Raw genomic sequence first — 24009 nt, forward strand, 5'->3', positions numbered from 1 at the left:
ACAAGGAGACGCGGCGTGGCAATTCATGAGCGAGCAGGGACGTTAGCATTACCAGCAGATTTAGTGAATATTCCTAAGTTAATGAGTTACTACTACCGAATGATCCCAAATGTTGAAGATGTTCAACAAAAAGTGACCTTTGGTACTTCCGGTCATCGTGGTTGTGCTTTTAAATCAAGCTTCAATCAGAATCATATTTGGGCTATTGCTCAGGCTGTGGTTGATTATCGTCAAGCCGCTAACATTACCGGGCCTATGATTGTCGGCTATGATACTCATGCCTTATCCTATGCCGCATTTATGTCTGTTGTCGAAGTGCTGACGGCGAATCAAGTTAATGTGCTGATTCAAGCCAATGATGGTTTTACCCCTACACCTGTGGTGTCACAAACCATCATTAGTGCTAACAAAAATAAACCTGTTGCTTTAACTGACGGTTTAATTATCACTCCGTCACATAATCCTCCTCAAGATGGTGGGATTAAGTACAATCCGCCACATGGTGGTCCTGCTGAAGGTGAAATCACCAAGCAAATTGAAGATAAAGCGAACCAATACTTAGCGCAGCAATTAAGTGGCGTTAAAAAAGTCAATTATGGCGTTGCACTTGCTTCAGGTTGGGTAAAAGAAACCGACTTTATTGCGCCTTATGTTGAGTCTTTAGCTGAGGTGATTGATTTTGAAGCCCTTAAAAAAGCCAATTTGCGTTTAGGTGTGGATCCTCTAGGAGGCTCAGGTATTTATTATTGGCAGCATATTGCCCAGCGTTATGGTTTAGATATTACCTTAGTAAACGAGTTGGTCGATCCAACCTTTAGTTTCATGACATTAGACAAAGATGGCAAGATCCGTATGGATTGTTCATCACCTTTTGCCATGGCCGGTTTATTACAACACAGCGAAAACTTTGATTTATGCGTCGGAAACGATCCTGATTATGACCGCCATGGTATTGTGTGTCCTGGATTTGGTTTAATGAATCCCAACCATTATTTAGCGGTAGCGATTGATTACTTAATTCGTCATCGCCCACAATGGGCAGAGTCTTTATCAATCGGTAAAACATTGGTATCGAGTGCCATGATCGACAGAGTATGTGCCAGTTTAAATCGTGCTTGTTTGGAAGTGCCAGTTGGCTTTAAATGGTTTGTCGATGGTTTGGCCAACAGTACCATTGCGTTTGGTGGTGAAGAAAGCGCTGGTGCAGCATTTTTGCAACGAGATGGTAGCACATGGTGTACAGATAAAGATGGTTTTATCTTGGCCTTACTGGCCCTAGAAATGACTGCTGTGACAGGAAAAACGCCGTCGCAAAGATATCAAGAGTTAACCGCCGAGTTTGGTGAAAGCTTCTATAGCCGAATTGATAGCCCGATCAGCTTGAAGAAAAAAGCTAAATTTGAGCAATTAAATAGTCAAAGTTTTACTGATACTACTCTTGCTGGCGAAACGATAACTGCAATTTTGTCACACGCACCTGGCAATAATGCGCCGATTGGGGGGATTAAAGTGACTACAGAAAACGGCTGGTTTGCCGCTCGACCATCTGGCACGGAAGCTCTGTTTAAAATCTATGCCGAAAGTTTTATCAGCCAACAACATTTAGATGCCATCATTTTACAAGCACAGCAAATGATTGATAGCGCATTAAAAGGCTAACTAAAACATTGAGATGATATAAACAAACGCACTCAACTGAGTGCGTTTTTGTTTGCAGCGAGTATGGATTAACAAGCGAGTATAGTTAACCTGAGCTACTGGTTAGCCTTTTTCTTTACCAGAGCCGAGGTTATTTAGCATCACATATTGAATGTCATGCCCAGTCAATTAATACTTTTTAGCTGAAGCTGTTTGCCAGTATTGGCTAACTATTTTTTCATTTTCCAAATAATACCTGCGACTACAGCGACTAAAATGATTGCAGGCGCCATTTTTTCAAAATGATGAAACAACCCAGGCGCACCATGTCCTTCATGGGCCAAAGCGGCGCCAGAAATAGCCATTGTATTTGGTGATGCGAGTTTTAAAGCAAGGTTTATAACTGGTGTATTGCTCGAATGATGATAGCTATAGAGATTTACTATTAAATCGTTTTATACACTAATATGCCAGATGCTTAATTGGCCATATTTGCATGTTGAAGTTGATATTAAAGTTGCAGTATCTTTATCGTGATAGGCGAAATTTCCTACTTAGAAAAGGTAAAAACAACCGAATTAAAAGATTCAGCCAAAAAGAGCCTATTAATCAATACATCCTTATTTTTTTGATTTTGCCATAATATTGAGCACGTCTTGATAACTGATATTGTACTGGCGGGATAAATTAATAATTTTAGTTTTATATGTTTGTACTTTCTCTTGTCGCAATAGATCAGACTGTTTGTCTTCAACAAGTTCGTTAATCGTTTCTTGAAGGATTTTTAGACGGCGCAGACTGAAATCCAATGACTGAATATAAGTGCGCATTTGCGGTTTGTTACGGGCATTTTCAAGGTTGGTAGTGGTACGCTGCTCAAATTCAAGTTCATCAAAGGCATTGATAACCCGAGCAAGCTCTAAATCATTTTTCATGTGTAATCTGTGTCTCAATAAAAAAACAAAGTATAAATAACAATCAAATATTAGTCACTTAAATTAGTCAGTTAATTTACCTGTAATACAAAATGAGTCACCATTGAGGATAATGTGTCTTCATCAATATCAGGTGGCTTAAGTACTCTTTCACTTTTGGCAAGATAAGCACTTGTTTGTTCATAGGTATTTATTTAGTCTTAACATCTGATCCAATCTTTTCTTTATGTCGCATGGAGGCATTATGCTTGATTTACTTCCTGATCTTTTTGACCAATACCCACAAGAATTGCAACTGATCAATTTGCCATGGCAAACATTTGGTCAACATGCCGTTTTTAGCGGGCAAATTGTCACGGTTAAGTGCTTTGAAGATAATTCAAAGGTTAAGTCTATTTTGGCAACGCCAGGGCAGGGTAAAGTGCTAGTTGTTGACGGTGGCGGCTCTACTCGACGAGCGCTATTAGGTGATATGATTGCACAAAGTGCTGTGGATAATGGATGGCAAGGAATTGTTATATATGGTTGTATTCGAGATGTTGCAACGATTAATACCATGAATATTGGTGTTAAGGCTTTAGGCGTTAATCCGATTAAAACGGACAAAAAAGATCTAGGCGAAATTGGTGTTAACATTGAAATAAATTCAATCGAGGTCAAGGATGGCATGACTGTTTATGCTGACTTAAATGGTGTGGCAATAAGTGACACTGCATTAGTACTATAATGACGATTATTTAATACCTGTATCTTGAACAAATTTAAGCTAAGGATTGGTTATGAAACTAATAAAATGGTTGGTGATATCAATATTTGCAATCGTTATTTGTGCTGTGCTGTATCTCACTGTGTTTTTCAATATTAATGATTTCAAACCCCAAGTCGTTGATGCGGTTAAGCAACATACCGGACGAACTTTAACAATTGATCAGGATTTGAGCTGGAGTTTTTTTCCTACCCTTGGGATCAACGTTGGTTCAATTGCGTTAAGTAATCCTGATAATTTTCAACCTCAACAGATGTTGCAAGTAAATCAGGCCGTAGCTAACGTTGCTTTACTGCCATTATTTAGTCAGCAAGTTAAAGTTGATAATTTAAGTTTAGACGGTTTGACACTCAATTTAATCACCGATAAACAAGGGAATACCAGTTTTGATGGTTTAACCTCAACTGCTCAGAATGATAAATCAAAAGACGTCGAATCAGACCAAATTGATAAAAGCATGCCATTATCAAGTCTTAATGTCGGTGGCGTATCTATTACCAACATGCATATTAATCTTATTGATATGCAAACAAATTCAGAGCAACACTTTACCCTTACATCATTTACCTTAGGTGAGTTTTCACTGGGTGAATTTGCAGACATGGAATACGAATTTGAAGCTGAATTAGCTGATATGAAATTATCTTCATCAGGCTCAGGCAAAATCAAGGTTTCACAGAAGATTGATCATATTCAAATCAGCGACTTGTTAATTGAGAATCTAGTTGAGGGTGAAAATCTACCTAATAAAACCGTTAAATCGACAATAGCGGCTGATTTGTCTGTGGCACTAAATACTAAAAATATTGATCTAGTTATCAGTAAACTTTCAGTTGACAGTATTCAAGCATCAGCCAAACTGGCAGTTAACTATGCAAAAAAAGTCCCGGTAATTGATTTCAATATTGAATTTGGTGACATTGACTTAAATTCCTTATTGCCTAAATCTGCAGAAAGTGACACTGATAAAAATGGTACTTCAGAGCAGGATGCTGAAGTGACGTCAGAGCCAGATCTTGCCTCACTTAAAGGTATCGACTTAACTTTAGCTCTTAAGGCGAAGTCAATTAAGCTTGATAACTTACTGACCCAAAATTGGCAGCTAAACACCACAGTTAAACAAGGGCTTATTGATATCAAACAGCTTACGGCTGAGTTGTATCAGGGTAATATCAATGTTAAAGCATCCATTGATGCGCGTAACAAGGTACCAAGCTATCAATTTAATAATCAACTTAACGGTTTACAAATTAGACCATTATTGACTGATTTAGCTGAAGTGGATTTATTATCTGGTACCGCAAACTTTACAGTTAAAGGTCATGGCAGTAGCCTTATTCCCGCTAAGCTTAAACAGCAACTCATTGCCAATGGACAATTTGAGATTGCTGATGGATCTTTGTATGGCGTCAATATTCCTCAAATGATCCGCAGTGGTCAAAAGAAGTTAGCCGGCGATTTATCCGCGCAAGACAGTCAAGAGTTGAAAACTGATTTTACCAGTTTAGCGGGTGGTTTTTCTCTACTTGATGGTGTAATAACAAATCCAGATCTTGCTATGGCCTCACCATTAATTCGTTTAGATGGTAAAGGGACTGCAAACATTATCAGCCACCAAATTGATTATAGCCTTATCACTAAAGTAGTTGGTTCACTTGCAGGACAGGGGGGAGAGAAAGATGCTTTATCAGGTATTGATATTCCGTTGAAGATTACAGGCAGTTTTCAAGAGCCTAAATATCGATTAGATACTCAAGCTTTATTAAAAGGTAAATTAAACAAAGAAACTGACAAATTGAAAGACAGTTTATTTAAAAAATTAGGAGGATTGTAATGCGCAAAATATTCGGCGCTATTTCGTTATTCGCCTTGATTGGTTGTGCTGGGGCAGTGGATTCTGATGTTAAAGCCGATCATGTCAAACCAAACATCAACCAGATCATTAAGTTGTCTGCAGGAGAAGCAATGCAAGTCATGAGTCAAGCTGTATTGCATGGTCATTTGGATGTGGTGCCATTTTATCAGAGTGCTAAATCAATGCCGGTCTCATTAACAGTAACAAACCAAGCTGAACATGGGGTTGCTATTCAATTCAATTCGGGCATGACGGCTGATTTATGGTTGATAGATCCTAAAGGCCTTAAAGTGTGGGCATGGTCTGAAACGATGATGTTTACCCAAGCGCTCAGGAAAGTAACAATTGGTGCAGGTAAGTCAGTCAAGGCAAGTTTTAATGTGCCTGCTGATGTCTTGGCAAAAATAAATACCAAAGGTTACCGATTACAGGCTAAGTTTGCCGGAAAAGCCCTGGAAAGCAGTTTACCGACCATGAATGATATTAGTGTAGAATTACTGTTTGCCGAATAACCGTTGGTTTTTAGATCATACGTTGGTTAACTTGTGTGAATAACACTATAAATATCCATTTAGTATATTCATTACATTAAAAAAGCGGTTTAACTCAGGTTAAACCGCTTTTTTGTTGGTCGTTTACATGATTAACTATTACTAATTAACAGTTTTAACATCTGTCCAGGTTGCAAATAGTTATTCTTTTTCAAACTGTTCCATTCAATCAAATCAGCAACAGTGACTTTATACCTTGCAGCAATACGTACTAGAGAATCTCCAGATTTAACCTTATAGCTGACCACTTTTTCATTACTTGAGTCAGTTTTAGCAATTTGGTTAGGATAGAACACTAAGCTTTGACCAATTTTAAGAGACTGATCTTTGTTAAGTTTATTCCACGTGGTAATTTGCTCAATCGAAACACTATGCTTGTTAGCAATGGCCCATAAACTGTCACCAGACTTTACTGTGTATGTTTGGCGTTGATTGCTTGATTGAATAACTGGTTTACGCGCAAGTAGTTGATCGGCATTCATACTTGCCAAATCTGGATCTTTACTGGCCACAGGTATAATTAAGAATTTACCAGCAACAATATTATTGCCCTTAATGCCGTTACTATTGCGGATCATTTTTGGAGAGGTTTCAAATTGCTGAGCAATTTCACCAATACTGTCACCAGATTTGATCTTATACCTGACCCAGTTAATACGGGCATCAGGTTCAAGTGAGGCGAGAGATTGATTGAATGATTTAGCACTTTCAGCGGGAACTGCTAATAAATGTGGTCCCATTGGCGCAGTTGCCCAGCGTAATAACCCTGGGTTAAGTGTTTTTAATTCATCAACTGAAATTTTCGCCATTTCAGCGGCTAAATTTAAATCCAACTGACTTTCAATATTCACAATTGCTATTTGAGGTTTATTCTCAATAGCAGGTAAATTGATACCCAATTCATCAGAGTGTTTAATAATATCAGCAAGCGCCATTAATTGGGGGACATAATGCGCGGTTTCTTTTGGCAGTTTTAGCATCCAAAAGTTAGTTTCTTTACCATTATTTTTATTATGTTTGATGGCATTAAGGACTCGTCCTTCACCAGAGTTATACGCGGCTATAGCATAATTCCAGTTTTTCCCCATCTTAACATACAGGTATTCAAGTAAGTCTAATGCGGCTAATGTTGATGCTCTTACATCACGCCTACCGTCATACCACCAGTTGGTCTTAACTTTAAATGCATTTGCTGTCGGTAAAGTTAACTGCCAAAGCCCAGACGCATCACTAGGTGAATAAGCGGTAGGGTTATAGGCACTTTCAATGACAGGCAACAAAGCTAATTCGGTAGGTAAGTTGCGTTTCTCGATTTCTTCAAGAATGAAATAAAGGAATGGCTCAGCACGCTGAGTGACAATTTCTAGGTGCCTAGGATTGTCGATGTACCACTGTCGGTATTTATCAACGAGTTCCTTTTCAGCAATTTTTAATTGCATGCCATCACGAATTCGTTGCCAAACATCATTAACCTCGGCCACATCTTGTTCGATGTCTTCAATGGTTCTAGGTTGTTTACTGGTTTTCGCTGGGACTTTTGCCGACGAAGTATCGTTAATCACGTCGTCATTAACATTAGGGGTAATTGACTGACAGCCCAACATTAATATTACACTAGCAGAAAGTAGTGATAACTTTGTTTTCATTGAATAAAAATCCCTAAACCTAAGATTTAGTGCCTAAATCTAATATGATGTTTTTCTAACTTAATCGAGATGTTTTCTCAGCCTAGAAATATCGAATCAAGCATTGTAGATGAAATTTATTTGCCTGTCTTATTAAACTCTCTTTATGTAAGGTTAAAAATTATCTTTCCATAGCCTCAAATTTTTAAACACTTGAATATTATCTGTAATTTTTTGATTAAAATGTGAACTAACATTTAATTTAATTTCTTTATGGTCGCAACGTAAAAAGGGATTGATTTGTTTTTCTAATCGTATGCTTGAAGGAATCGTGGGTAACCCTTGTTTTCGCAGGCTAATGACTTGTTCTATATAGGTTTTTAATGCTTGATTATTTGGCATTACAGTTACAGCGAATTTAAGGTTAGTTTGAGTATACTCATGGGCGCAATACACTTTTGTTGAATCAGGTAACGCAGCTAATATACAAAGTGACTTACTCATTTGAGCCGCAGATCCTTCAAATAAGCGCCCACATCCGCCACTAAACAAAGTGTCGCCACAAAATAAAATGTCATCTGCAAGATAAGCGATATGCCCAATAGTGTGTCCAGGCACACTGTAAACTAGAATAGGAAGTTGCCAATGCTTCAGGTTGAGTTCTGTTGAAGTATGTTCCGCTAATGAAATTCGGACGGTTAAACCGTCAATTGCCTCATTAGCAGGGCCATAAACTGACAATTGTTGCCCATAGGCTTGCTGTAATAATGCAATGCCTCCTGTGTGATCTTGATGGTGATGGGTAATTAAAATGCCCACTAATTGAATCTCATTAGAGGTTAAATAGTCAATTACACTCTGCCCACATCCAGGATCGACCACATAAGCCGCCCCATGAGAGTCTTCAATAACCCAAATGTAATTATCGTTAAATGCCGGAATTAGGTGGGTTTTATACATTATGATTCTCGAGTTTCGCTAACAGATTTGTTAGAGTAAACATTACAGCGTTTGACTGCAATCTATCAGGTCATTTCAAGGAGATTTCATTGGCACATATTCCGACCGAGGCTTGTTCACCATTAAGCTGGCTTGAGTTCGCTTCAGGTGATCAACTGAAAACCGAGTTGGAAGCCCGTTTAAATCTCTGGTGGCCAAGATTATTTGGTTATCATCTTTTAAAATTAGGCCCATTAAGTGCTGAAATAAACAGTTTGCAGTGTCAAATAAATTATCATTTTAGCCTTTTTGAAACTGAAGGCGGAGCCATCCAAGCTTCTACAAAAGACCTACCATTACAGAATAGTTCTATCGACACAGTGTTAATGAACTCATTACTTGAGTTTGAGCAAGACCCTTATCGCGTTCTGCGCGAGGTTGACAGGGTGGTTGTCTCGGGTGGACACATTATTCTGAGCGGATTTAATCCTGTAAGCCCTATTTTTTTTGGAAAATTATTGCCCCAGTTTCAAAATGTAGCCCCTTGGTGTGGACATTTTTTTATGCCATCAAGGGTAAAGGATTGGCTTGGTTTATTAGGGTATCAAATATTATCCGATGAAAGATTGGTATATCATCATTTATTAACTGAATACCCAGGTAAAATTGCGTGGCATAATCAACTGGAAAAGTGGCTACCTAGTACAGGCGGAATTTACCTTATTGTGGCAAAAAAAGTGGATACACCGTTAACACCCATAAGAGATAAACAAAAGGTTAAATCCACCAACTGGTCTACTGCGCCAAGTGCTGGACGAGCAGGTTTTAAACCTCGTACAAAGAGTTAGTTTGGTTGGTAATGTTCATCATCCAACAGGTTTTTACCCATAGCAGCAACGCGCGCTAACTCATCACAACGTTCGTTTTCGATTTGGCCTGAATGACCTTTAACCCAGCGCCAATCAATTTTGTGTTTTTGACTGACGGTATCTAATCTTTTCCATAAATCGACATTCTTAACGGGCTCATTGGCAGAAGTAATCCAGTTTTTTCTTTTCCAACCATGTATCCACTCTGTGATCCCTTTACGCATGTACTGACTATCACTGATCAGAATAATATTACAACTGTCAAACAAGGACTCTAAAGCAATGATGGGGGCTAAAAGCTCCATGCGGTTGTTGGTGGTTAATTTATAACCGGCTGACAACTCTTTTTGCTGTAGTTTATATTTCATGACGACACCATAACCACCAGGACCTGGATTACCAAGGCATGACCCATCAGTATAAATATGAAGTTGTTTTAGTTCAGTCATTGAATTGCTACACTTAATCATTAAGAAAACTTTGGCGTTAGTATAACCACAACATGAAGATGACTAAATAAATGAATATCATTTCATCCGCATCACGACAAATTATTTTAGATACTGAAACAACCGGTATGAACCAAGCCGGTGGTCCTGTTTATATTGGGCATAGGATCATTGAGATTGGTTGTGTAGAGGTGATTAATCGTCGTCTTACTGGGCGTACTTATCATCAATATATTAATCCTGGGCAATTGATAGACCCAGAAGCAATTGAAGTTCACGGTATTACTGATCAGCGCGTTGCTGGTGAGCCAAGGTTTCATCAAATAGCTCAAGACTTTATCAATTTTATTGATGGCGCCGAAATCGTCGCACATAATGCCAACTTCGATGTTAGCTTTATGGATCATGAATTTTCCAAACTCAATCCCGTCGGACCCAAGACCAAAGATATCTGCGACATTCTTGATACTTTAGCCATTGCTAAACGTTTACATCCAGGGCAGAAAAATAATCTTGATGCATTATGTCGCCGCTACGGCATAGATAATTCACGCCGAACATACCACGGCGCACTGCTTGATGCGGAAATTCTAGCGGATGTGTATTTGATTATGACTGGTGGTCAAATCAAATTTAATTTATCCAGTGAGAAAGCGGGGCAAGAGGCTGGCGGTATTAAAAGAATAGAACAAAATGCGTTTAATCTTAAAGTGATCAACGCATCGGCCGATGAAATAATACGACATGAACAAAGACTTGATTTAGTTGCTAAATCAGGGAAGTGCCTCTGGAGAGGATAAATCGTTTAATGAAAATACCGGGTGCCAAACTTTTCGCCGCTTTATTTAGCGTTTGTTTTATGCTGCCAGTGGTAGCGAATGCCGCTAATCACACTGACTCCTTCAGTGAATATGTTCCTGCACCTTATGCAATGGAATTAAAAAATCGTTTTAGAATTGATCATAAAGTGGATCAAGTCACCTTAATCGTGCAACGCGGTTATGGTTCTTCCCCAGTTGTCGTTGTACAACCAGATGGCAGCAAATGGTACTCATCGCGTCACCCTAGCTCCGTAAAATGGGTTGATGGCATCACGGGTGATATCATTGCCATTGCTAATCCCACTCCCGGACCTTGGCAGTTGCTCGGTGATGTTTTACCCGGTTCAAAAATTGAAAAAGTATCTGAAATCAATATTGCAGTTGAACCGCTACCGCAACCTTTATATCAAGGCGAGCGCCTAAAAGTAGTTTCTAGACTCACAGCAGATGATTTGACCATGCGTATGCCTGGTTTAGAATTTATGATCGAGTGGACCTCAAAGTTCACCAGTGAACATCTACCCGGAGATGATAATTTTGCGACGGGTACGATTATTGTTGGAGCATATAAAGATAACGGCGAAGATTTAGATGAGCGTCCCGATGATGGCATATTTACTGGCAGTACCAATCTTGAACAACCCGCAGGTCACTATAAATTAAGTGTTACGGCACGTAATAATATTTTTGAACGTGAATACAACATGCCTTTTTTATTATCAAGGCAGCCAATTACCGTCAAAATGATTGCGCCAGAGGATCCTTTAACGGGTACTTGGCATCTGGCTATATCAGTCAATGAAGCTGAAGTGCTCCTTTCACAAACGCATTTACAACTTGAATTAGTAGGACCTGCTGGCTTGCAAATTCCTGTAGTGCTGATGGATATTCCCACTCCTGAATACATGCTGCCGCTGCCTGCTGTCTCTGAATATGGCAGTTACCGAGTGAAAGGCACCGTTGCTACCACTGCAATACGTGGACGTGAAGTTTTACTTAATATTCCAGAAATGTTCTTTAACCTGGTTGAGCCGCCACCTCCGCCTCCAAGTGCAGATGAACTGGCTGAGAAAGCGGCCCAAATTGCCTTAATCGAAGAACAAATGGCTAAAGATGATGCCATTTTCTGGATTGCAACAGTAAATGGTGTGTTGCTCTTGTTTGGTATTATTGGATTTATTATCTGGCGTAAGAAACAAGCGCTAGCTAAGGCTCTGGCCGCAGCTGAAATACGCTTGAAAGAGCAAGAGCTTAAAAAGGGAGGCTCAGCAGATAATCTTGCATTAGATGATATCGACTTGATGTTACCCGATGATAAGCACTAGATTTTGATGCAGTTGTTCATTTTTTGACAAAACAAATTTATTTTTTAAGAAAAGGGTTGACGATCTAATTCGCCAGCATTATTATTCATCGCAATTGAGAACAGCATGCATCTTATGATGGTGATTAAGTCTAGTTTTCAGTATGTTAATTAAGTAAATTAGCATATAAAGAATTTGGAGCGGTAGTTCAGTTGGTTAGAATACCGGCCTGTCACGCCGGGGGTCGCGGGTTCGAGTCCCGTCCGCTCCGCCAAATTAGAGAAAGCCTCATCAATCGATGAGGCTTTTTTTATGGCTGATTTAAAAATTACTTAGCGTGTGTTTAGTTTGCGCTTTTTAACTCTGTTACATTTTATCTACAAATCTGAGCCTTAAAGTATTATTTGCAGTGTGATAAATTTCCCTCATTCATTAAAAAAGTTCAAATCGTGGATAACAAGAATTAAGCCGATTTATTTAATAATCTGCATAAATTTGTCATTTTTTTGATATATCTTAAGTTTACTGCCTTTATCGATTAATCAATCAAAATTCTCACTACTCAGAATTCCTTTAGGGTGGTATAAAGAGCTACATTAACCTGTACTCTACTATTTTTAGGAATGTTGTAATGATTTTCTCTCAAGTTTCTCAAGCACCTGCGGATCCTATCTTAGGTTTAACTGATACATTTAAAGCGGATAACCGTGCCCATAAAGTGAATTTAGGGGTGGGGATTTATAAAGACGAAGCAGGGCAAACGCCTGTTCTTAAGTCTGTCAAAAAAGCTGAAGCTAAGTTACTTGAAATAGAGAAAAGCAAAAACTACCTTGGAATCGAAGGTGTTCAAGCTTACAACCAGGTTGTTCAAACCTTATTGTTCGGTGAAAACAGCGAACTAGTTAATCAACATCGTGCAGTGACTGCGCAAGCGCCAGGTGGGACAGGTGCTTTACGTGTTGCCGCTGAGTTTTTAGCCACTAATACAACATCAAAAACCATTTGGGTGAGCAATCCTACTTGGGCTAACCACCACAATATTTTCGAATCGGCTGGTTTAACGGTTAAGGAATATCAATATTACGTAGCTGCGAGCCATGATATGGATTTTGAAGCTATGCTAGCTGACTTAGATCAAGCATCTGCTGGCGATATCGTATTACTTCATGGCTGTTGCCATAACCCAACGGGTATAGATTTAAACATTGAACAATGGAAACTGGTTGCACAGCTTTGTTTAGAAAAGTCATTATTGCCTTTGTTTGATTTCGCGTACCAAGGTTTTGGTGCCGGAATTGAAGAAGATGCTCAAGGTTTACGTGCGGTGGCTAAGGTGGTTCCTGAATTATTAGTCGCTAACTCTTTTTCTAAAAACTTTGGTTTATACAACGAACGTATTGGCGCCGTTACCCTTGTAGCTGAAGATAAAGCATCCGCTGAGCGTAGCTTTAGTCAAATTAAGAAGACCATCCGTTCAAATTATTCAAATCCGCCAGCACACGGTGGTTTAATTGTAAGCACTATTTTGGCTGATGATGCGTTAAGAAGTGAATGGGAAGCTGAGTTGACTGAAATGCGTCAACGTATTGCGCAAATGCGTACATTATTGGTTGAATCTTTGATAGCTGAAGGTGTTACCCAAGATTTTAGCTTTATTTCACGTCAAAATGGCATGTTCAGCTTCTCAGGATTAAACAAAGATCAAGTGAATCGTTTACGTGATGAATTTGCTATTTATATTGTCGGTTCAGGTAGGATTAGTGTGGCAGGTCTGACTAAAGACAATATGCCTGCTGTGTGTAAAGCGATAGCAAAAGTGCTGTAACTTTTAAACTTCAGTAGAAAGGACTGCCAATGCAGTCCTTTTTTATATCCGAGTAATCTGACAGATAGCATCGCCTAATGCGGTTTTATCATGTAAGCCTTTATGATGTGAGCTGACTAAATCAAATTGATGAAATTTAATTGCTGGATACTCGGTAATATGTGTTGAAGGTAGTTGATATTGCTGAATAACATCACTGATAATGTCAGCGCCAACAACCTGATGGATCCAATTTATTTTCTCACAAATACTAAATTGATTTGCGACAGAAAACTCATCAGTTAAGTTATCGATTAATATTACTTTTGCATGTGAATTTTGAATGCTTTTAGCTATTTTGGGCAAGAGTAATGGCGGAATGATGCTGGTCAAAAAACTGCCTGGGCCCAGTATAATAAGATCTGCATTTACAATGGCATCACATGCTTCAATAGTGGCATCCACTTCTGGCTCAAGACTTAATGCAACGGGAGCTTCTTTCATTTCATCTACACTTAATTCACCAATAATTTTATTGCCACAGTAAGTTAATGCAGTTAAATGTGTAGAGGCTTCAGACATCGGAATAATTGATGTGTTGATTTTTAGTAAAGAACTGACAAGCTTGACGGCATCAAGTGGCCTAACACAAAGTTGATCTAGGGCATGCAGAATAACATTACCTAAATTATGTCCAGATAGTTCATTGTTGCCAACAAACCTATGGTCAAACAGCTGTGAACTTAACGAAGGTCTTGGCGTTAAATGAGACAGACAATTTCTTAAGTCACCCCATGCGATAGTGTGTTGGTCTTGCCTTAAGCGCCCAGTCGAACCACCATTATCCGTTGTCGCCACAATACCCGTTAACCTGTCTCCTAAAAAAGATAACGAGGCTAAAACGCGACCAAGTCCGTGACCACCGCCAATCGCAACTACTTTATTAAAACTGGCTAATCGTTGATTTAACATATCATTACAGTCTCTTTCCTTGAGAATTTAAGTGAATTATTGTGATAGAATATTGGCCACGATTGTATTATAAATTACAGTAATAAACGCAAAATAAATGCATTATTTAATGCATTATTTAATGCATTATTTAATGCATATTTGGTAGTTGTTTATTGTTTGAACAGGATTGTTGTATGTTATTACGTAAGAGTGTTGTATTAGGGCTAACGTTATTAGTGTTTACGAGTTTCAATGCAATTTCAGATACCGTTTCTTTAGAATACAGTGGCTTTTACAACCCATTAAAACGGGTCAACAAGGCAAGTTATCCCTATGTTGAATTAGTATTTAGCGTACCTAAATCGGAAAACTGCACCATAGTTTCAGGGAATATCAGCACTGAGTCGCAAACGTTTCCACTTACCTATACTAAAGAACAACGCATTTTTATGCCATTTGATGACGATTTAAAATCAAATCGTGGTCTCGTAAATATTGAAGTGCAGGGCGACTCTAGTCAATGCGGTATTGCTATGCAGGTCAGGGCACGTGAAACCTTGATTCAATACACGGGTAAAGAATTAAAGTTAGTACTTGATGATATGAATGGCTTGCTTGACACCTTACAAGGTTTTCCAATGAAATACTTCAGAAAGCCATTAACGGGGTTAACATTTGAATTTTCAGATGATACTCCATTAACTATGACAATGAATGGCAAAGCGGTATCAATTCAGCCTCGCTTTACGTTAAGTTCAGAGCAGATTGAAACGCTGGAGGAATTATCCTTTTCTCATAAGCCTAGTGTATTAAGCCCTTGGGTGAATTAGCTAAAGTTCAGTAACAAAAAGCCCTGAATCAACAGGGCTTTTTATTTCTGTGATGGCTAATATCTAATCCATAACCTTAACAAGAATGATCATTCAATGTTGTCGAATGTAATCACTAGGCTTAAGGTTTAAATGTGGTGACGATATCGATACGTTGCGCTGCATCAAGATCAATATGACCATTATTACTAATATCGAGAAAATCGAATGCTGGTAAGTCAGACTCTGCAACATCACCTTTTAATGGCGCATTCTCATCACGCTTAAGACTTAAAAAATCGAAGTTTTCTCGATCAACACCCTGTGATGGTGCGGTATTTTGCATGGCAGTGAATATGGTTTCAATTCTGCCTGGATGTTGCTTATCCCATAAATTAAGCATGTCTTTAATTGCACCACGCTTTAAATTTTCCTGAGAGCCACATAAGTTACAAGGTATGATCGGAAATTGTTTTAATGCGGCATATTCTGCGATATCTTTTTCTCTACTATAGGCTAATGGCCTAATCACCATGTTCGCACCATCATCAGACAATAATTTTGGTGGCATAGCCTTCATCTTTCCGCCATAGAACATGTTTAAAAATAATGTTTCTATAATGTCGTCTCTGTGATGGCCAAGGGCAATTTTAGTTGCGCCAATGCGTTGTGCAAATCCGTATAAAGTGCCTCGGCGTAAACGAGAACACAATGAACAAGTCGTTTTACCTTCTGGAATCTTATCTTTGACAATAGAATAAGTATCTTTTTCAAGAATATGATAAGCAATCCCTAATGTATCTAAGTATGCAGGTAAGATATGCTCAGGAAAACCAGGTTGTTTTTGGTCAAGATTTACCGCAACAATGTTGAAAGAGATTGGCGCTCGTTGTTGAAGGTTAATTAAGATATCAAGCATGGCATAGCTATCTTTACCACCAGATAAACAACACATGACTAGATCGCCATCTTCAATCATATTGTAATCAGCGATAGCAGTTCCCACTTCACGACGTAAGCGTTTCTGCAGTTTGTTCATGCGGGTGGTATTTTTTTTAACTTGTTCTTGTAGATCGACTTCAGACATAAAAATGCGCCCAGTAACTATATGTTTCAGGGCGCGTATTATTCCAGTAATCGGTTACTGGGTAAAGTACAAGTCTACGTTATAGTGTAGTTATTCAGCTAAAGGTGATTTATATCCGTCAGGTTTCAATGCTAATAAATCACAATTTAAGCTATCAATCACATGTTCGGCCGTATTACCAATAAGTGCCGCGGAAAAACCAGTACGACCAACTGTGCCTAATATTACCAGTTCAGCATCCAGTTTTTCAGCCAGTTCAGGGATAACATCTTCAGGTAAGCCTTCTTCAACATGACAATTCTCAATAGGGATATTGTATGAATCAGCCAGGTACTGAACGCGTTGTTCATGCTGCATACGGACACTGTCATTGTATGCGTTAGCATCAAAATCAGGTAATTCAATGGCTAAATTAACCGGTGTACCGGGGTAACCATTAACTAAATGCACACTGGCAGAAAACTTCAATGCTAAATCTTGCGCGTACTGAATGATTTTGCCGTTGAGATTTTGTTGGTCTTCATCTTCTGATGCGACATTTATAGCACAGAGTATTTTACCTGCAACAGGCCAATCATGCTCTTTAACCATTAATACTGGTTGAGGTGCTTTTCGCATTAAATGCCAATCTGTAGGGGTAAAAATCACTGCTTTAAGTTTGTCATGTGCATGGGTACTTTTAACGATCAAATCATAATCGCCTTGTATCGCATAGTTAATGACAGATTCAAAAGGGCGGTTATGCCATACAACCTGAGCATTTATGTCTATTTTTTCAAGATTAATTTTGCTGATGAGTTCGTTTAACCAAGCTGTGCGTTGATCAATAACACCTTGTCTCATGGCTTCACGTTCATGTGCAGACAAGATAGAAGTCATCTCATAAGAAAAGTCAAAGATTGATAAAAAGGCAGTAATTGTTGCTTGGCTTTTAGAGGCTAATTCAATGGCTCTATCTAAGGCGGCTTGATGGTCTGTAGTGGGGTTAATAATAACCAATATTTTTTTATATTCCTTCATAAAACCTCCAAAGCTATTTAAATTTAAGCAGTTAGTGATATAAGCAGTATCACCTTTTACTAATGAATATAACTTGAGCTAGATCAAACATTCACTATTCTGTTGATAGACGCGAATGACCAGCCAATAAACCTAAGGCACGATGATCTATAATTGAGATATATTTTCCGTTTACCTCAATAAAATCTGATTTTTGAAAACGACCAAGTAAGCGGCTGATGGTTTCAACGGTTAACCCAAGATAATTACCAATATCACCTCGTGTCATGGTTAATCGAAATTCTTTAGGCGAAAAACCACGTTCACCAAAACGATTGGCAAGGTTATAAATGAATGCAGCTAAACGCTCTTCGGCATTCTTTTTAGACAATAATAAAATCATTTCTTGATCAATCATGATTTCATTACTCATTAAACGCATTATTTGTTGTCTTAATTTTGGCATACTGCCAGACAGTTCATCTAATGTGTCATAGGGAATTTCGCATACCATAGATGTTTCTAGAGCTTGAGCAAAACTTTGGTGCATTTGCGAATGAATACCATCGAATCCGATGACATCTCCCGCTAAATGAAAGCCCGTTATTTGTTCGTCACCTTGTTCGGTAATGGTATAACTTTTGATGGTTCCAGAGCGAATTGCATATAACGCGCGAAGATTATCACCAGATTTAAAGATTTGATCGCCTTTTTGAACAGGCTTCTTTCTTTCAATAATATTATCAAGTTTATCAAGCTCTGAATTATTCAGAGTGAAAGGAATACAAAGCGTTCCCATGCTGCAATCATGACAATGAATGGCACAACCACCAGTGTTTGGGCGTTTAACTTTGAGTGAATCACTTGACATATCTGTTCCTAAATCTTGATGACATTAACATGTTAAACTAAATCAAATTTTGCAGCCACTAAAGTTGCTGCATTGCTACATAGATTGTCTGTAAACCAAAGATAACTAATAGTAGGCCGCTGACTAATCTAACCGCCTTTGTTTGCACCCAAGAGGCAAGTGTTTTAGCCGCTAGACCTGCCGTAAGTAATGCGGGAAGAGTGCCTAATCCAAAGGCAAACATGATTATTCCGCCTTTAAGTGCGCTGCCAGAAGCAACAGACCATGTTAGGGTGCTATACACTAAACCACAGGGGAGCCATCCCCAAACCATGCCTGCCAGAACGGCTTGGCTAGGATGTTTAATGGGTAAGACCCTTTTGGTCAGTGGTTGTAATATTTTCCAAAGACCTTTTCCTAGTGTCTCAATATACACAATGCCAAACCAAATTTGTGCAATATACAGACCGGTCAAAATCATCATAATACCGGCAAAAAAACGTAAATATAATAGATAGTTATCAACGGCAAACAATTGGCCTAATGCGGCAGCACTGCCACCAACAAGTGCCCCCGCTATGGTGTAACTTATTACTCTGCCGAGGTTGTAACTTAGTAAGAAGCTGAGTTGATTGGCAAGCTGGTTGCCTGGCTGCTTTGGTATGTTGGTTGAAAACGCACCGATAAGTCCACCGCACATGCCAAAACAATGTGCCGCCCCCATTAGCCCAACGACGAAAGCACCGAGATAGTTATACTCAATCACAAAGGGAGCTCAGGTTGTTCTTTGGTTAACGGTTCATTTTTGGGGGCGTTAGGTTTTGAAGGAGAGCTTTGATTATCATCATCAAATAGGATCGAAACACTTTGTCTATCAAGATCATCGAATTGTTCCGATTTTACTGCCCAAAAAAATATAGCGACTGCAATTAACACAAATAGCATCGCAATCGGAATTAGTACGTAAATGATACTCATAATTTTAACCTAAGCAGCCTTAAGCTGTTACTTACTACAATGATAGAACTTAACGACATTCCAATAGCGGCAATGTAAGGGACAACATGACCTGTTACAGCTAAAGGTAAAATAATAACATTATACCCAAAAGCCCAGGCTAAGTTTTGTTTAATAATTTTGTTAGTATATTTTGCAACGGTAATGGCATCATTGAAGCGTGACAAATGATCACCGAGCAAAATTAAATCGGCACTGTTTTTTGCAATTGCACTGCCACTACCCATTGCAATTGAAATATTCGCGCCTGCCAGTACTGGGGCATCATTAATACCATCACCAAACATAGCAACGTGTTTGGTCTGTTGTAATGTATTGATTAAATTTAACTTTGACTCAGGACTCATACCTGAGTGAATATCGGTAATATGCAATCTGTCAGCTAAATACTTAACATGGCCAGAACTGTCGCCAGTGGCCATACTGACCATGATTGATTGTGCCTTTAACGTTTTAATAACTTGTTCACTGTCAGGTCGAATGAGATCATTTAGTTCGAATGAAGCGATGAGTTTATCGTTAATACTTAAATAAACATGTTGATGGTGGCTATGGACATCAATGTTCAAATTGTCTGAATTTTGTATACAAAAAGCGAGTGAGCCTAGTTTTATCACCTGTTGTTGGTAAATACCCTGAACACCTTTGCCCACTTGATGGTTAATGTTGGTGACTAACAAATTTTTATCACTAAACGGGGTAAATACTTGTGCGATAGGATGTAACGATCCTTGTTCTAAGTTCGCCACTAAAGACAATGCCGCCTCTTGATCTATATCTGCAAAAAGTTTCACTGTTCCTAATGATAATTGGCCACAAGTTAATGTACCTGTTTTATCAAAAACCACATGATTGATCTGGGGCAGTTTTTCAAATACACCTGATTTGCGAGTAATAATGCCAAGTTTAGTAAAGATTGCGGTGGCACAGGTTACCGCGGTTGGCGTTGCAAGGGCCAAAGCGCATGGGCAAGTGGCGACTAAAACAGATAGCGTGATCCAAAAAGCATCGTCAGGTGATATTTGCAGCCAGATGAAATAGGTGAGGGTAGCGATGGTCAAAATTGTTGCTGAAAAATATCTGGCTAATCTGTCTGCTAATAAAGCAATTTTAGGATTATTATTTGATGCAAATTCTTGCAAGCGAATAATTTCGGCAACGAGTTGATCTTGACCGAGCGCTTTAACTTTTATCTCTAATGGTTGATCTATATTAATTGTGCCAGCAAATACTTTTTGACCTATATTCTTGGTTACTGGCATTTGCTCGCCGGTAAGCATCGACTCATTGACACTTGATAATCCAGAGATAATATCACCGTCTGCAGCAACAATATCGCCAGGGCGCACTAGAATAATATCATCTACTTTTAATTTTTTAGCGGCAATTTCTATGGTTTGTCCATCTTGAATAAGATGGGCTGTAACTGGAATAAGTTTGTGTAAATTACTTGAGCTGACAGACGCTTTTTGCTTTGCTTGTTGCTCAAAGTATCGACCTAATAATAAAAAGAAGGTGAACATTGAAACCGATTCAAAATACACTTCTCCTGTGCCATTAACCGTTGCAATACAACTTGCAATATAGGCACCAGCAATAGCAATTGATACTGATAGATCCATATTCAATTTGCCAGAGAGTAGGCTTCTTATGGCGCTGAAGTAAAAAGGTTGTGCCGAATAAAAGACCACTGGAGCAGCAAAAATCATACTAACCCATCTAAAATAATCACGTAATTCAACGTCTAAATCAGTGAAATATCCAGAATACAATGCGAAAGCAAACATCATTACCTGCATTGTGGCAAAGCCTGCTAATCCTAGGCGAAGTAAAAATTTGCGTCCTTCAGCTTTACTCAGTTTTTCTTGGTCATCAACCTGATAAGGCGCTGCTTGATAACCAATATCACTTATCTGCTTTAAAATTGTACTCAGAGCAATAGTGTCAGGTCGCCAGCTAACCATGACGCGCTGCGTGGTTGAATTAACTCCAATTTGGGTAACGCCGTTTAAGGTTTTTACTTTATGCTCAATTAACCATGCACATGCTGCACAAGTAATGCCATCAATGGTTAATGAAATACTATCTAGTTCACCCTGACGGTGAACTAAATCCTGCTGTACTTCGGGTAAATCATAAGCGCTGAATTGATTAAGCTCATCGGGAACCAATGCGTTTTGTCGATTGCCTGGTTCACTTCTAAAACGATAATAATTAGCTAATCCAGAATCGATAATGGCTTGTGATACTGCTTGGCAGCCTGGGCAACACATAGCTTGTGCTTGCCCATCTATAGTTGTGAAGAACTTATCACCCGTTAATACAGGTTCATTACAGTGAAAACAGGTGGTCATGATATACAGCTCAGATCAGGGGATTAATTTAACCAGTACTCTACGTCGTCTGTAATATCAATGCGTTGTTGAATGCGCCACTGACCATCAAACCCTTCAATGCGAATTTCCCACGGGCCTTTTATCGATTCATCTAAAGGAATTCGATAAATACCCGCGCCATCGGCCGTAACTTTTAAACTGATATCAGATTCTTTAATGGTTCTGTGGTACAAATCGATACTTAGCGCTGCGGTATAAGCAGGGCCGCCATGTTGGGTTATTTCGACCATGTTGTCATCTATTTTGGCCTGATACTGCATTCCAATCTGCTTAGCATAATTGATTTTACGTAAATCCATGTTGATGGCTTTACCTTCTTTGTAATAATCTTCTGCAACTAATGAGTCAGAGTTATCTAATGCAATGAATAACAAATTGATGCTAGCAACAACAGCACAAAGAGGCAGTATAATTAAAAACCACGGCCAAAACTGTTTATACCAAGGTTGAATATCTGACATGGTGAACCTTAAAGTTAAAATCATTATAGTGCGGTCATTTTACAGGGTTGAACCTGAATAATCACTTAAAAAAAAGGCCTCGATTAACACGAGGCCCTTTATTTTTCATTTATGTAACTATTTGTTTGATAAGCTATAAACGTATGCTGTAATTACGTGAACTTTCTCTTCACCTAATATATCTTTCCATGCAGGCATCACACCAGCACGACCATACTTAATAGATTCAACAATAGCGCCACGACTGCCACCATATAACCAAGCATTGTCAGTTAAGTTAGGTGCGCCCATGAATTTATTACCAGTACCGTCCATTCCATGACAAGCAAAACAGCCTTTCATGAATGACCCTTGCCCTTGCGCAGCAAGAGTTGCGTCATGTTCACCACCAGATAGTTTAACAACGTATTCAGCTAAGCCTTCAAGCTCACTGTCTTCAATTGGTAAACCGCCTTTTGGAGGCATCATGCCGTTACGGCCATTCATTAATGAGGTTTTGATATCAGCTAATTCGCCGCCATATAACCAAGCTTTATCGGTTAGGTTAGGGAAGCCTTTTGAGCCTCGAGCATCTGAACCATGACATTGAGCGCAGTTTTGTAAAAATAGGCGACCACCTACTTTTAATGCTTCTTCATTTTTTACTAGCTCTTCCAGTGGAGTGGCTAAGTAAGCAGCGAAGATTGGACCGTATTTTTCGTCAGCGTGAGCAACTTCACGATCATACTGAGATAAACGGTTTTCAGCTTTTGCAGAATCAACGGCGGCTTTAGATTCTTCCATAGACCGAACACTTTGGTTTGAACTTGTCCAACCAAATAAGCCTTTGTAGTTTCCAAGACCTGGGTACATAGCTAAATAAATCAAGCCAAATACGATAGTGATATAGAACATATATGACCACCACTTCGGTAGTGGGTTATTCAGTTCTTCAATACCGTCAAAGCTGTGACCCATAGATTCACCTTCTTTGATGCCGGTATTATTTTGCGACATTTTACGAAGTATGAAAAAACAGCCTGCAATTACGATTAGTGTGAGTACGGTAATCCAAATACTCCAGAAGTTACTCATAATCATTACTTCTGTTCTCCTGAGTCTTGCGACGTTGTTGGTTTATCATCGTCTGCGAATACTAAGTTAGCTGCTTCGTCAAATTTTGACTTACTATGCTTACTGTATGCCCAGAAGAAAATGCCAACAAATGTCACCATTACAACAATGGTTAAAATGCCTTGAAAAGTGCCATAATCCATCATTACCTCCTACTTGAGTGCGTGACCCAAAGACTGTAAGTATGCGATTAGTGCTTCCATTTCAGTTTTACCTTCAACCGCTTTTTGTGCTCCTGCAAACTCTTCTTCAGAATACATATTGTGCTCTGGGTGGAAGTTGCTAAGAATTTCCATTTTCTTACGAGTCAACTTACCGTCTAAGGTGTTGTCCATAAGCCAAGGAAAACCTGGCATGTTTGATTGAGGTACCACTGCACGAGGGTCGATTAAATGCACTTCATGCCATTTATCACTGTAACGACCACCCACACGAGCAAGATCAGGACCTGTACGTTTTGAACCCCACTGGAAAGGGTGATCCCAAACAGATTCACCCGCAACAGAGTAATGACCGTAACGCTCAGTTTCCGCACGTAAAGGACGGATCATCTGGCTGTGACAGTTGTAACAACCTTCACGTACATAGATGTCACGGCCTTCAATCTGCAATGCTGTATAAGGAATTAATCCTTCAACAGGCTCAGTTGTGTCTTTTTGGAATAAAAGCGGGGTAATTTGCACTAAACCACCAAAACTAATGGCGATAACAGTGAAAATACCAAGCAAACCGATGTTCTTTTCAATTAATTCATGACTAAATTTCAT

General features: G+C 39.0%; 25 protein-coding genes and 1 tRNA gene. 10 read left to right on the forward strand and 16 right to left on the reverse strand.

Going from position 1 to position 24009, the window contains the following annotated elements; all coding sequences use genetic code 11:
* The first annotated feature begins 15 nt into the window (after nucleotides 1-15).
* The gene (gene pgm, locus NE535_RS08150) at nucleotides 16-1659 is read left to right on the forward strand and encodes a phosphoglucomutase (alpha-D-glucose-1,6-bisphosphate-dependent) (protein WP_261298147.1); all 1644 of its coding nucleotides are present in this window, start codon (nucleotides 16-18) and stop codon (nucleotides 1657-1659) included.
* Between the two features lie 209 nt (nucleotides 1660-1868).
* Here pgm and NE535_RS08155 read toward each other — a convergent pair whose 3' ends face one another.
* Nucleotides 1869-2003 carry a hypothetical protein gene (locus NE535_RS08155; protein ID WP_261298148.1) on the reverse strand — a complete coding sequence of 45 codons (135 nt, stop codon included), beginning with the start codon at nucleotides 2001-2003 and terminating at the stop codon, nucleotides 1869-1871.
* A gap of 255 nt (nucleotides 2004-2258) precedes the next feature.
* Complete coding sequence (locus NE535_RS08160; RefSeq protein ID WP_261298149.1) at nucleotides 2259-2573, reverse strand: hypothetical protein; 315 nt, start codon at nucleotides 2571-2573, stop codon at nucleotides 2259-2261.
* Between the two features lie 244 nt (nucleotides 2574-2817).
* Between NE535_RS08160 and NE535_RS08165 the strand changes: the two genes are divergently transcribed.
* The 3 genes from NE535_RS08165 to NE535_RS08175 are packed head-to-tail and all read left to right on the forward strand — an operon-like array spanning nucleotide 2818 to nucleotide 5706.
* On the forward strand, nucleotides 2818-3300 hold the full coding sequence (locus tag NE535_RS08165) for a putative 4-hydroxy-4-methyl-2-oxoglutarate aldolase (RefSeq protein WP_261298150.1): 483 nt from the start codon (nucleotides 2818-2820) through the stop codon (nucleotides 3298-3300).
* Nucleotides 3301-3352: 52 nt separating this feature from the next.
* On the forward strand, nucleotides 3353-5173 hold the full coding sequence (locus NE535_RS08170; RefSeq protein ID WP_261298151.1) for an AsmA family protein: 1821 nt from the start codon (nucleotides 3353-3355) through the stop codon (nucleotides 5171-5173).
* Nucleotides 5173-5706 (forward strand): BsuPI-related putative proteinase inhibitor, encoded by a 534-nt coding sequence (locus NE535_RS08175; protein ID WP_261298152.1) that lies wholly within the window; start codon nucleotides 5173-5175, stop codon nucleotides 5704-5706. Before NE535_RS08170 ends, NE535_RS08175 begins: the two co-directional genes overlap by 1 nt.
* 131 nt (nucleotides 5707-5837) lie before the next feature.
* Here the strand turns inward: NE535_RS08175 and NE535_RS08180 are convergent, their stop codons facing one another.
* On the reverse strand, nucleotides 5838-7391 hold the full coding sequence (locus NE535_RS08180; protein ID WP_261298153.1) for a LysM peptidoglycan-binding domain-containing protein: 1554 nt from the start codon (nucleotides 7389-7391) through the stop codon (nucleotides 5838-5840).
* Between the two features lie 153 nt (nucleotides 7392-7544).
* Nucleotides 7545-8330 carry a hydroxyacylglutathione hydrolase gene (gene gloB / locus NE535_RS08185; protein ID WP_261298154.1) on the reverse strand — a complete coding sequence of 262 codons (786 nt, stop codon included), beginning with the start codon at nucleotides 8328-8330 and terminating at the stop codon, nucleotides 7545-7547.
* Between the two features lie 89 nt (nucleotides 8331-8419).
* Between gloB and NE535_RS08190 the strand changes: the two genes are divergently transcribed.
* Nucleotides 8420-9157 (forward strand): class I SAM-dependent methyltransferase, encoded by a 738-nt coding sequence (locus NE535_RS08190; RefSeq protein WP_280925401.1) that lies wholly within the window; start codon nucleotides 8420-8422, stop codon nucleotides 9155-9157.
* On the opposite strand, the gene rnhA is transcribed toward NE535_RS08190, so the two are convergent.
* Nucleotides 9154-9627, reverse strand: a complete 474-nt coding sequence (gene rnhA / locus NE535_RS08195; protein WP_261298155.1) for a ribonuclease HI — start codon at nucleotides 9625-9627, stop codon at nucleotides 9154-9156. The two genes, NE535_RS08190 and rnhA, sit on opposite strands and share 4 nt — an antisense overlap.
* 71 nt (nucleotides 9628-9698) lie before the next feature.
* Between rnhA and dnaQ the strand changes: the two genes are divergently transcribed.
* The 4 genes from dnaQ (at nucleotide 9699) to NE535_RS08215 (ending at nucleotide 13577) form a co-directional block, all read left to right on the forward strand.
* On the forward strand, nucleotides 9699-10427 hold the full coding sequence (dnaQ, locus tag NE535_RS08200) for a DNA polymerase III subunit epsilon (RefSeq protein ID WP_261298156.1): 729 nt from the start codon (nucleotides 9699-9701) through the stop codon (nucleotides 10425-10427).
* 8 nt (nucleotides 10428-10435) lie between these two features.
* Complete coding sequence (locus NE535_RS08205) at nucleotides 10436-11773, forward strand: TIGR03503 family protein (protein WP_261298157.1); 1338 nt, start codon at nucleotides 10436-10438, stop codon at nucleotides 11771-11773.
* A gap of 176 nt (nucleotides 11774-11949) precedes the next feature.
* Nucleotides 11950-12026 (forward strand) — tRNA-Asp (locus NE535_RS08210).
* 357 nt (nucleotides 12027-12383) lie between these two features.
* Nucleotides 12384-13577: an amino acid aminotransferase gene (locus NE535_RS08215; protein WP_261298158.1), complete on the forward strand. Its 1194-nt coding sequence runs from the start codon at nucleotides 12384-12386 to the stop codon at nucleotides 13575-13577.
* A 42-nt stretch (nucleotides 13578-13619) separates the two neighbouring features.
* Here the strand turns inward: NE535_RS08215 and yvcK are convergent, their stop codons facing one another.
* Nucleotides 13620-14528 (reverse strand): uridine diphosphate-N-acetylglucosamine-binding protein YvcK, encoded by a 909-nt coding sequence (gene yvcK / locus NE535_RS08220; protein WP_261298159.1) that lies wholly within the window; start codon nucleotides 14526-14528, stop codon nucleotides 13620-13622.
* Nucleotides 14529-14704: 176 nt separating this feature from the next.
* Between yvcK and NE535_RS08225 the strand changes: the two genes are divergently transcribed.
* Entirely contained in the window at nucleotides 14705-15340 is a 636-nt protein-coding gene (locus NE535_RS08225; RefSeq protein ID WP_261298160.1) for a DUF2987 domain-containing protein, read from the forward strand.
* A 121-nt stretch (nucleotides 15341-15461) separates the two neighbouring features.
* Here the strand turns inward: NE535_RS08225 and ttcA are convergent, their stop codons facing one another.
* From ttcA to ccoO, 10 genes are all read right to left on the reverse strand, one after another.
* Complete coding sequence (ttcA, locus tag NE535_RS08230; RefSeq protein WP_261298161.1) at nucleotides 15462-16406, reverse strand: tRNA 2-thiocytidine(32) synthetase TtcA; 945 nt, start codon at nucleotides 16404-16406, stop codon at nucleotides 15462-15464.
* Between the two features lie 90 nt (nucleotides 16407-16496).
* Nucleotides 16497-17426 carry a universal stress protein UspE gene (gene uspE, locus NE535_RS08235; RefSeq protein ID WP_261298162.1) on the reverse strand — a complete coding sequence of 310 codons (930 nt, stop codon included), beginning with the start codon at nucleotides 17424-17426 and terminating at the stop codon, nucleotides 16497-16499.
* 94 nt (nucleotides 17427-17520) lie between these two features.
* On the reverse strand, nucleotides 17521-18276 hold the full coding sequence (gene etrA / locus NE535_RS08240; RefSeq protein ID WP_261298163.1) for an electron transport transcriptional regulator EtrA: 756 nt from the start codon (nucleotides 18274-18276) through the stop codon (nucleotides 17521-17523).
* Nucleotides 18277-18334: 58 nt separating this feature from the next.
* Complete coding sequence (locus NE535_RS08245) at nucleotides 18335-19021, reverse strand: sulfite exporter TauE/SafE family protein (protein WP_261298164.1); 687 nt, start codon at nucleotides 19019-19021, stop codon at nucleotides 18335-18337.
* On the reverse strand, nucleotides 19018-19233 hold the full coding sequence (gene ccoS, locus NE535_RS08250) for a cbb3-type cytochrome oxidase assembly protein CcoS (protein ID WP_261298165.1): 216 nt from the start codon (nucleotides 19231-19233) through the stop codon (nucleotides 19018-19020). Before ccoS ends, NE535_RS08245 begins: the two co-directional genes overlap by 4 nt.
* Nucleotides 19230-21626, reverse strand: coding sequence for a heavy metal translocating P-type ATPase (locus NE535_RS08255; RefSeq protein WP_261298166.1), 2397 nt, complete (start codon nucleotides 21624-21626; stop codon nucleotides 19230-19232). Before NE535_RS08255 ends, ccoS begins: the two co-directional genes overlap by 4 nt.
* 23 nt (nucleotides 21627-21649) lie before the next feature.
* Complete coding sequence (locus NE535_RS08260; RefSeq protein ID WP_261298167.1) at nucleotides 21650-22129, reverse strand: FixH family protein; 480 nt, start codon at nucleotides 22127-22129, stop codon at nucleotides 21650-21652.
* Between the two features lie 117 nt (nucleotides 22130-22246).
* Nucleotides 22247-23203: a cytochrome-c oxidase, cbb3-type subunit III gene (gene ccoP / locus NE535_RS08265; RefSeq protein WP_261298255.1), complete on the reverse strand. Its 957-nt coding sequence runs from the start codon at nucleotides 23201-23203 to the stop codon at nucleotides 22247-22249.
* A gap of 5 nt (nucleotides 23204-23208) precedes the next feature.
* Nucleotides 23209-23385, reverse strand: a complete 177-nt coding sequence (locus NE535_RS08270) for a cbb3-type cytochrome oxidase subunit 3 (RefSeq protein ID WP_261298256.1) — start codon at nucleotides 23383-23385, stop codon at nucleotides 23209-23211.
* Nucleotides 23386-23394: 9 nt separating this feature from the next.
* The gene (ccoO, locus tag NE535_RS08275) at nucleotides 23395-24009 is read right to left on the reverse strand and encodes a cytochrome-c oxidase, cbb3-type subunit II (RefSeq protein ID WP_261298168.1); all 615 of its coding nucleotides are present in this window, start codon (nucleotides 24007-24009) and stop codon (nucleotides 23395-23397) included.

This window comes from Shewanella holmiensis (assembly GCF_025370255.1).
GTDB lineage: Bacteria > Pseudomonadota > Gammaproteobacteria > Enterobacterales > Shewanellaceae > Shewanella > Shewanella holmiensis.

Coding starts and splice junctions, on each gene's coding strand:
- NE535_RS08155 (WP_261298148.1), bottom strand. CDS start 2,003: ATGGCTATTTCTGGCGCCGCTTTGGCCCATGAAGGACATGGTGCGCCT.
- NE535_RS08160 (WP_261298149.1), bottom strand. CDS start 2,573: ATGAAAAATGATTTAGAGCTTGCTCGGGTTATCAATGCCTTTGATGAA.
- NE535_RS08165 (WP_261298150.1), top strand. CDS start 2,818: ATGCTTGATTTACTTCCTGATCTTTTTGACCAATACCCACAAGAATTG.
- NE535_RS08170 (WP_261298151.1), top strand. CDS start 3,353: ATGAAACTAATAAAATGGTTGGTGATATCAATATTTGCAATCGTTATT.
- NE535_RS08175 (WP_261298152.1), top strand. CDS start 5,173: ATGCGCAAAATATTCGGCGCTATTTCGTTATTCGCCTTGATTGGTTGT.
- NE535_RS08180 (WP_261298153.1), bottom strand. CDS start 7,391: ATGAAAACAAAGTTATCACTACTTTCTGCTAGTGTAATATTAATGTTG.
- gloB (WP_261298154.1), bottom strand. CDS start 8,330: ATGTATAAAACCCACCTAATTCCGGCATTTAACGATAATTACATTTGG.
- rnhA (WP_261298155.1), bottom strand. CDS start 9,627: ATGACTGAACTAAAACAACTTCATATTTATACTGATGGGTCATGCCTT.
- dnaQ (WP_261298156.1), top strand. CDS start 9,699: ATGAATATCATTTCATCCGCATCACGACAAATTATTTTAGATACTGAA.
- NE535_RS08205 (WP_261298157.1), top strand. CDS start 10,436: ATGAAAATACCGGGTGCCAAACTTTTCGCCGCTTTATTTAGCGTTTGT.
- NE535_RS08215 (WP_261298158.1), top strand. CDS start 12,384: ATGATTTTCTCTCAAGTTTCTCAAGCACCTGCGGATCCTATCTTAGGT.
- yvcK (WP_261298159.1), bottom strand. CDS start 14,528: ATGTTAAATCAACGATTAGCCAGTTTTAATAAAGTAGTTGCGATTGGC.
- NE535_RS08225 (WP_261298160.1), top strand. CDS start 14,705: ATGTTATTACGTAAGAGTGTTGTATTAGGGCTAACGTTATTAGTGTTT.
- ttcA (WP_261298161.1), bottom strand. CDS start 16,406: ATGTCTGAAGTCGATCTACAAGAACAAGTTAAAAAAAATACCACCCGC.
- uspE (WP_261298162.1), bottom strand. CDS start 17,426: ATGAAGGAATATAAAAAAATATTGGTTATTATTAACCCCACTACAGAC.
- etrA (WP_261298163.1), bottom strand. CDS start 18,276: ATGTCAAGTGATTCACTCAAAGTTAAACGCCCAAACACTGGTGGTTGT.
- ccoS (WP_261298165.1), bottom strand. CDS start 19,233: ATGAGTATCATTTACGTACTAATTCCGATTGCGATGCTATTTGTGTTA.
- NE535_RS08255 (WP_261298166.1), bottom strand. CDS start 21,626: ATGACCACCTGTTTTCACTGTAATGAACCTGTATTAACGGGTGATAAG.
- NE535_RS08260 (WP_261298167.1), bottom strand. CDS start 22,129: ATGTCAGATATTCAACCTTGGTATAAACAGTTTTGGCCGTGGTTTTTA.
- ccoP (WP_261298255.1), bottom strand. CDS start 23,203: ATGAGTAACTTCTGGAGTATTTGGATTACCGTACTCACACTAATCGTA.
- NE535_RS08270 (WP_261298256.1), bottom strand. CDS start 23,385: ATGGATTATGGCACTTTTCAAGGCATTTTAACCATTGTTGTAATGGTG.
- ccoO (WP_261298168.1), bottom strand. CDS start 24,009: ATGAAATTTAGTCATGAATTAATTGAAAAGAACATCGGTTTGCTTGGT.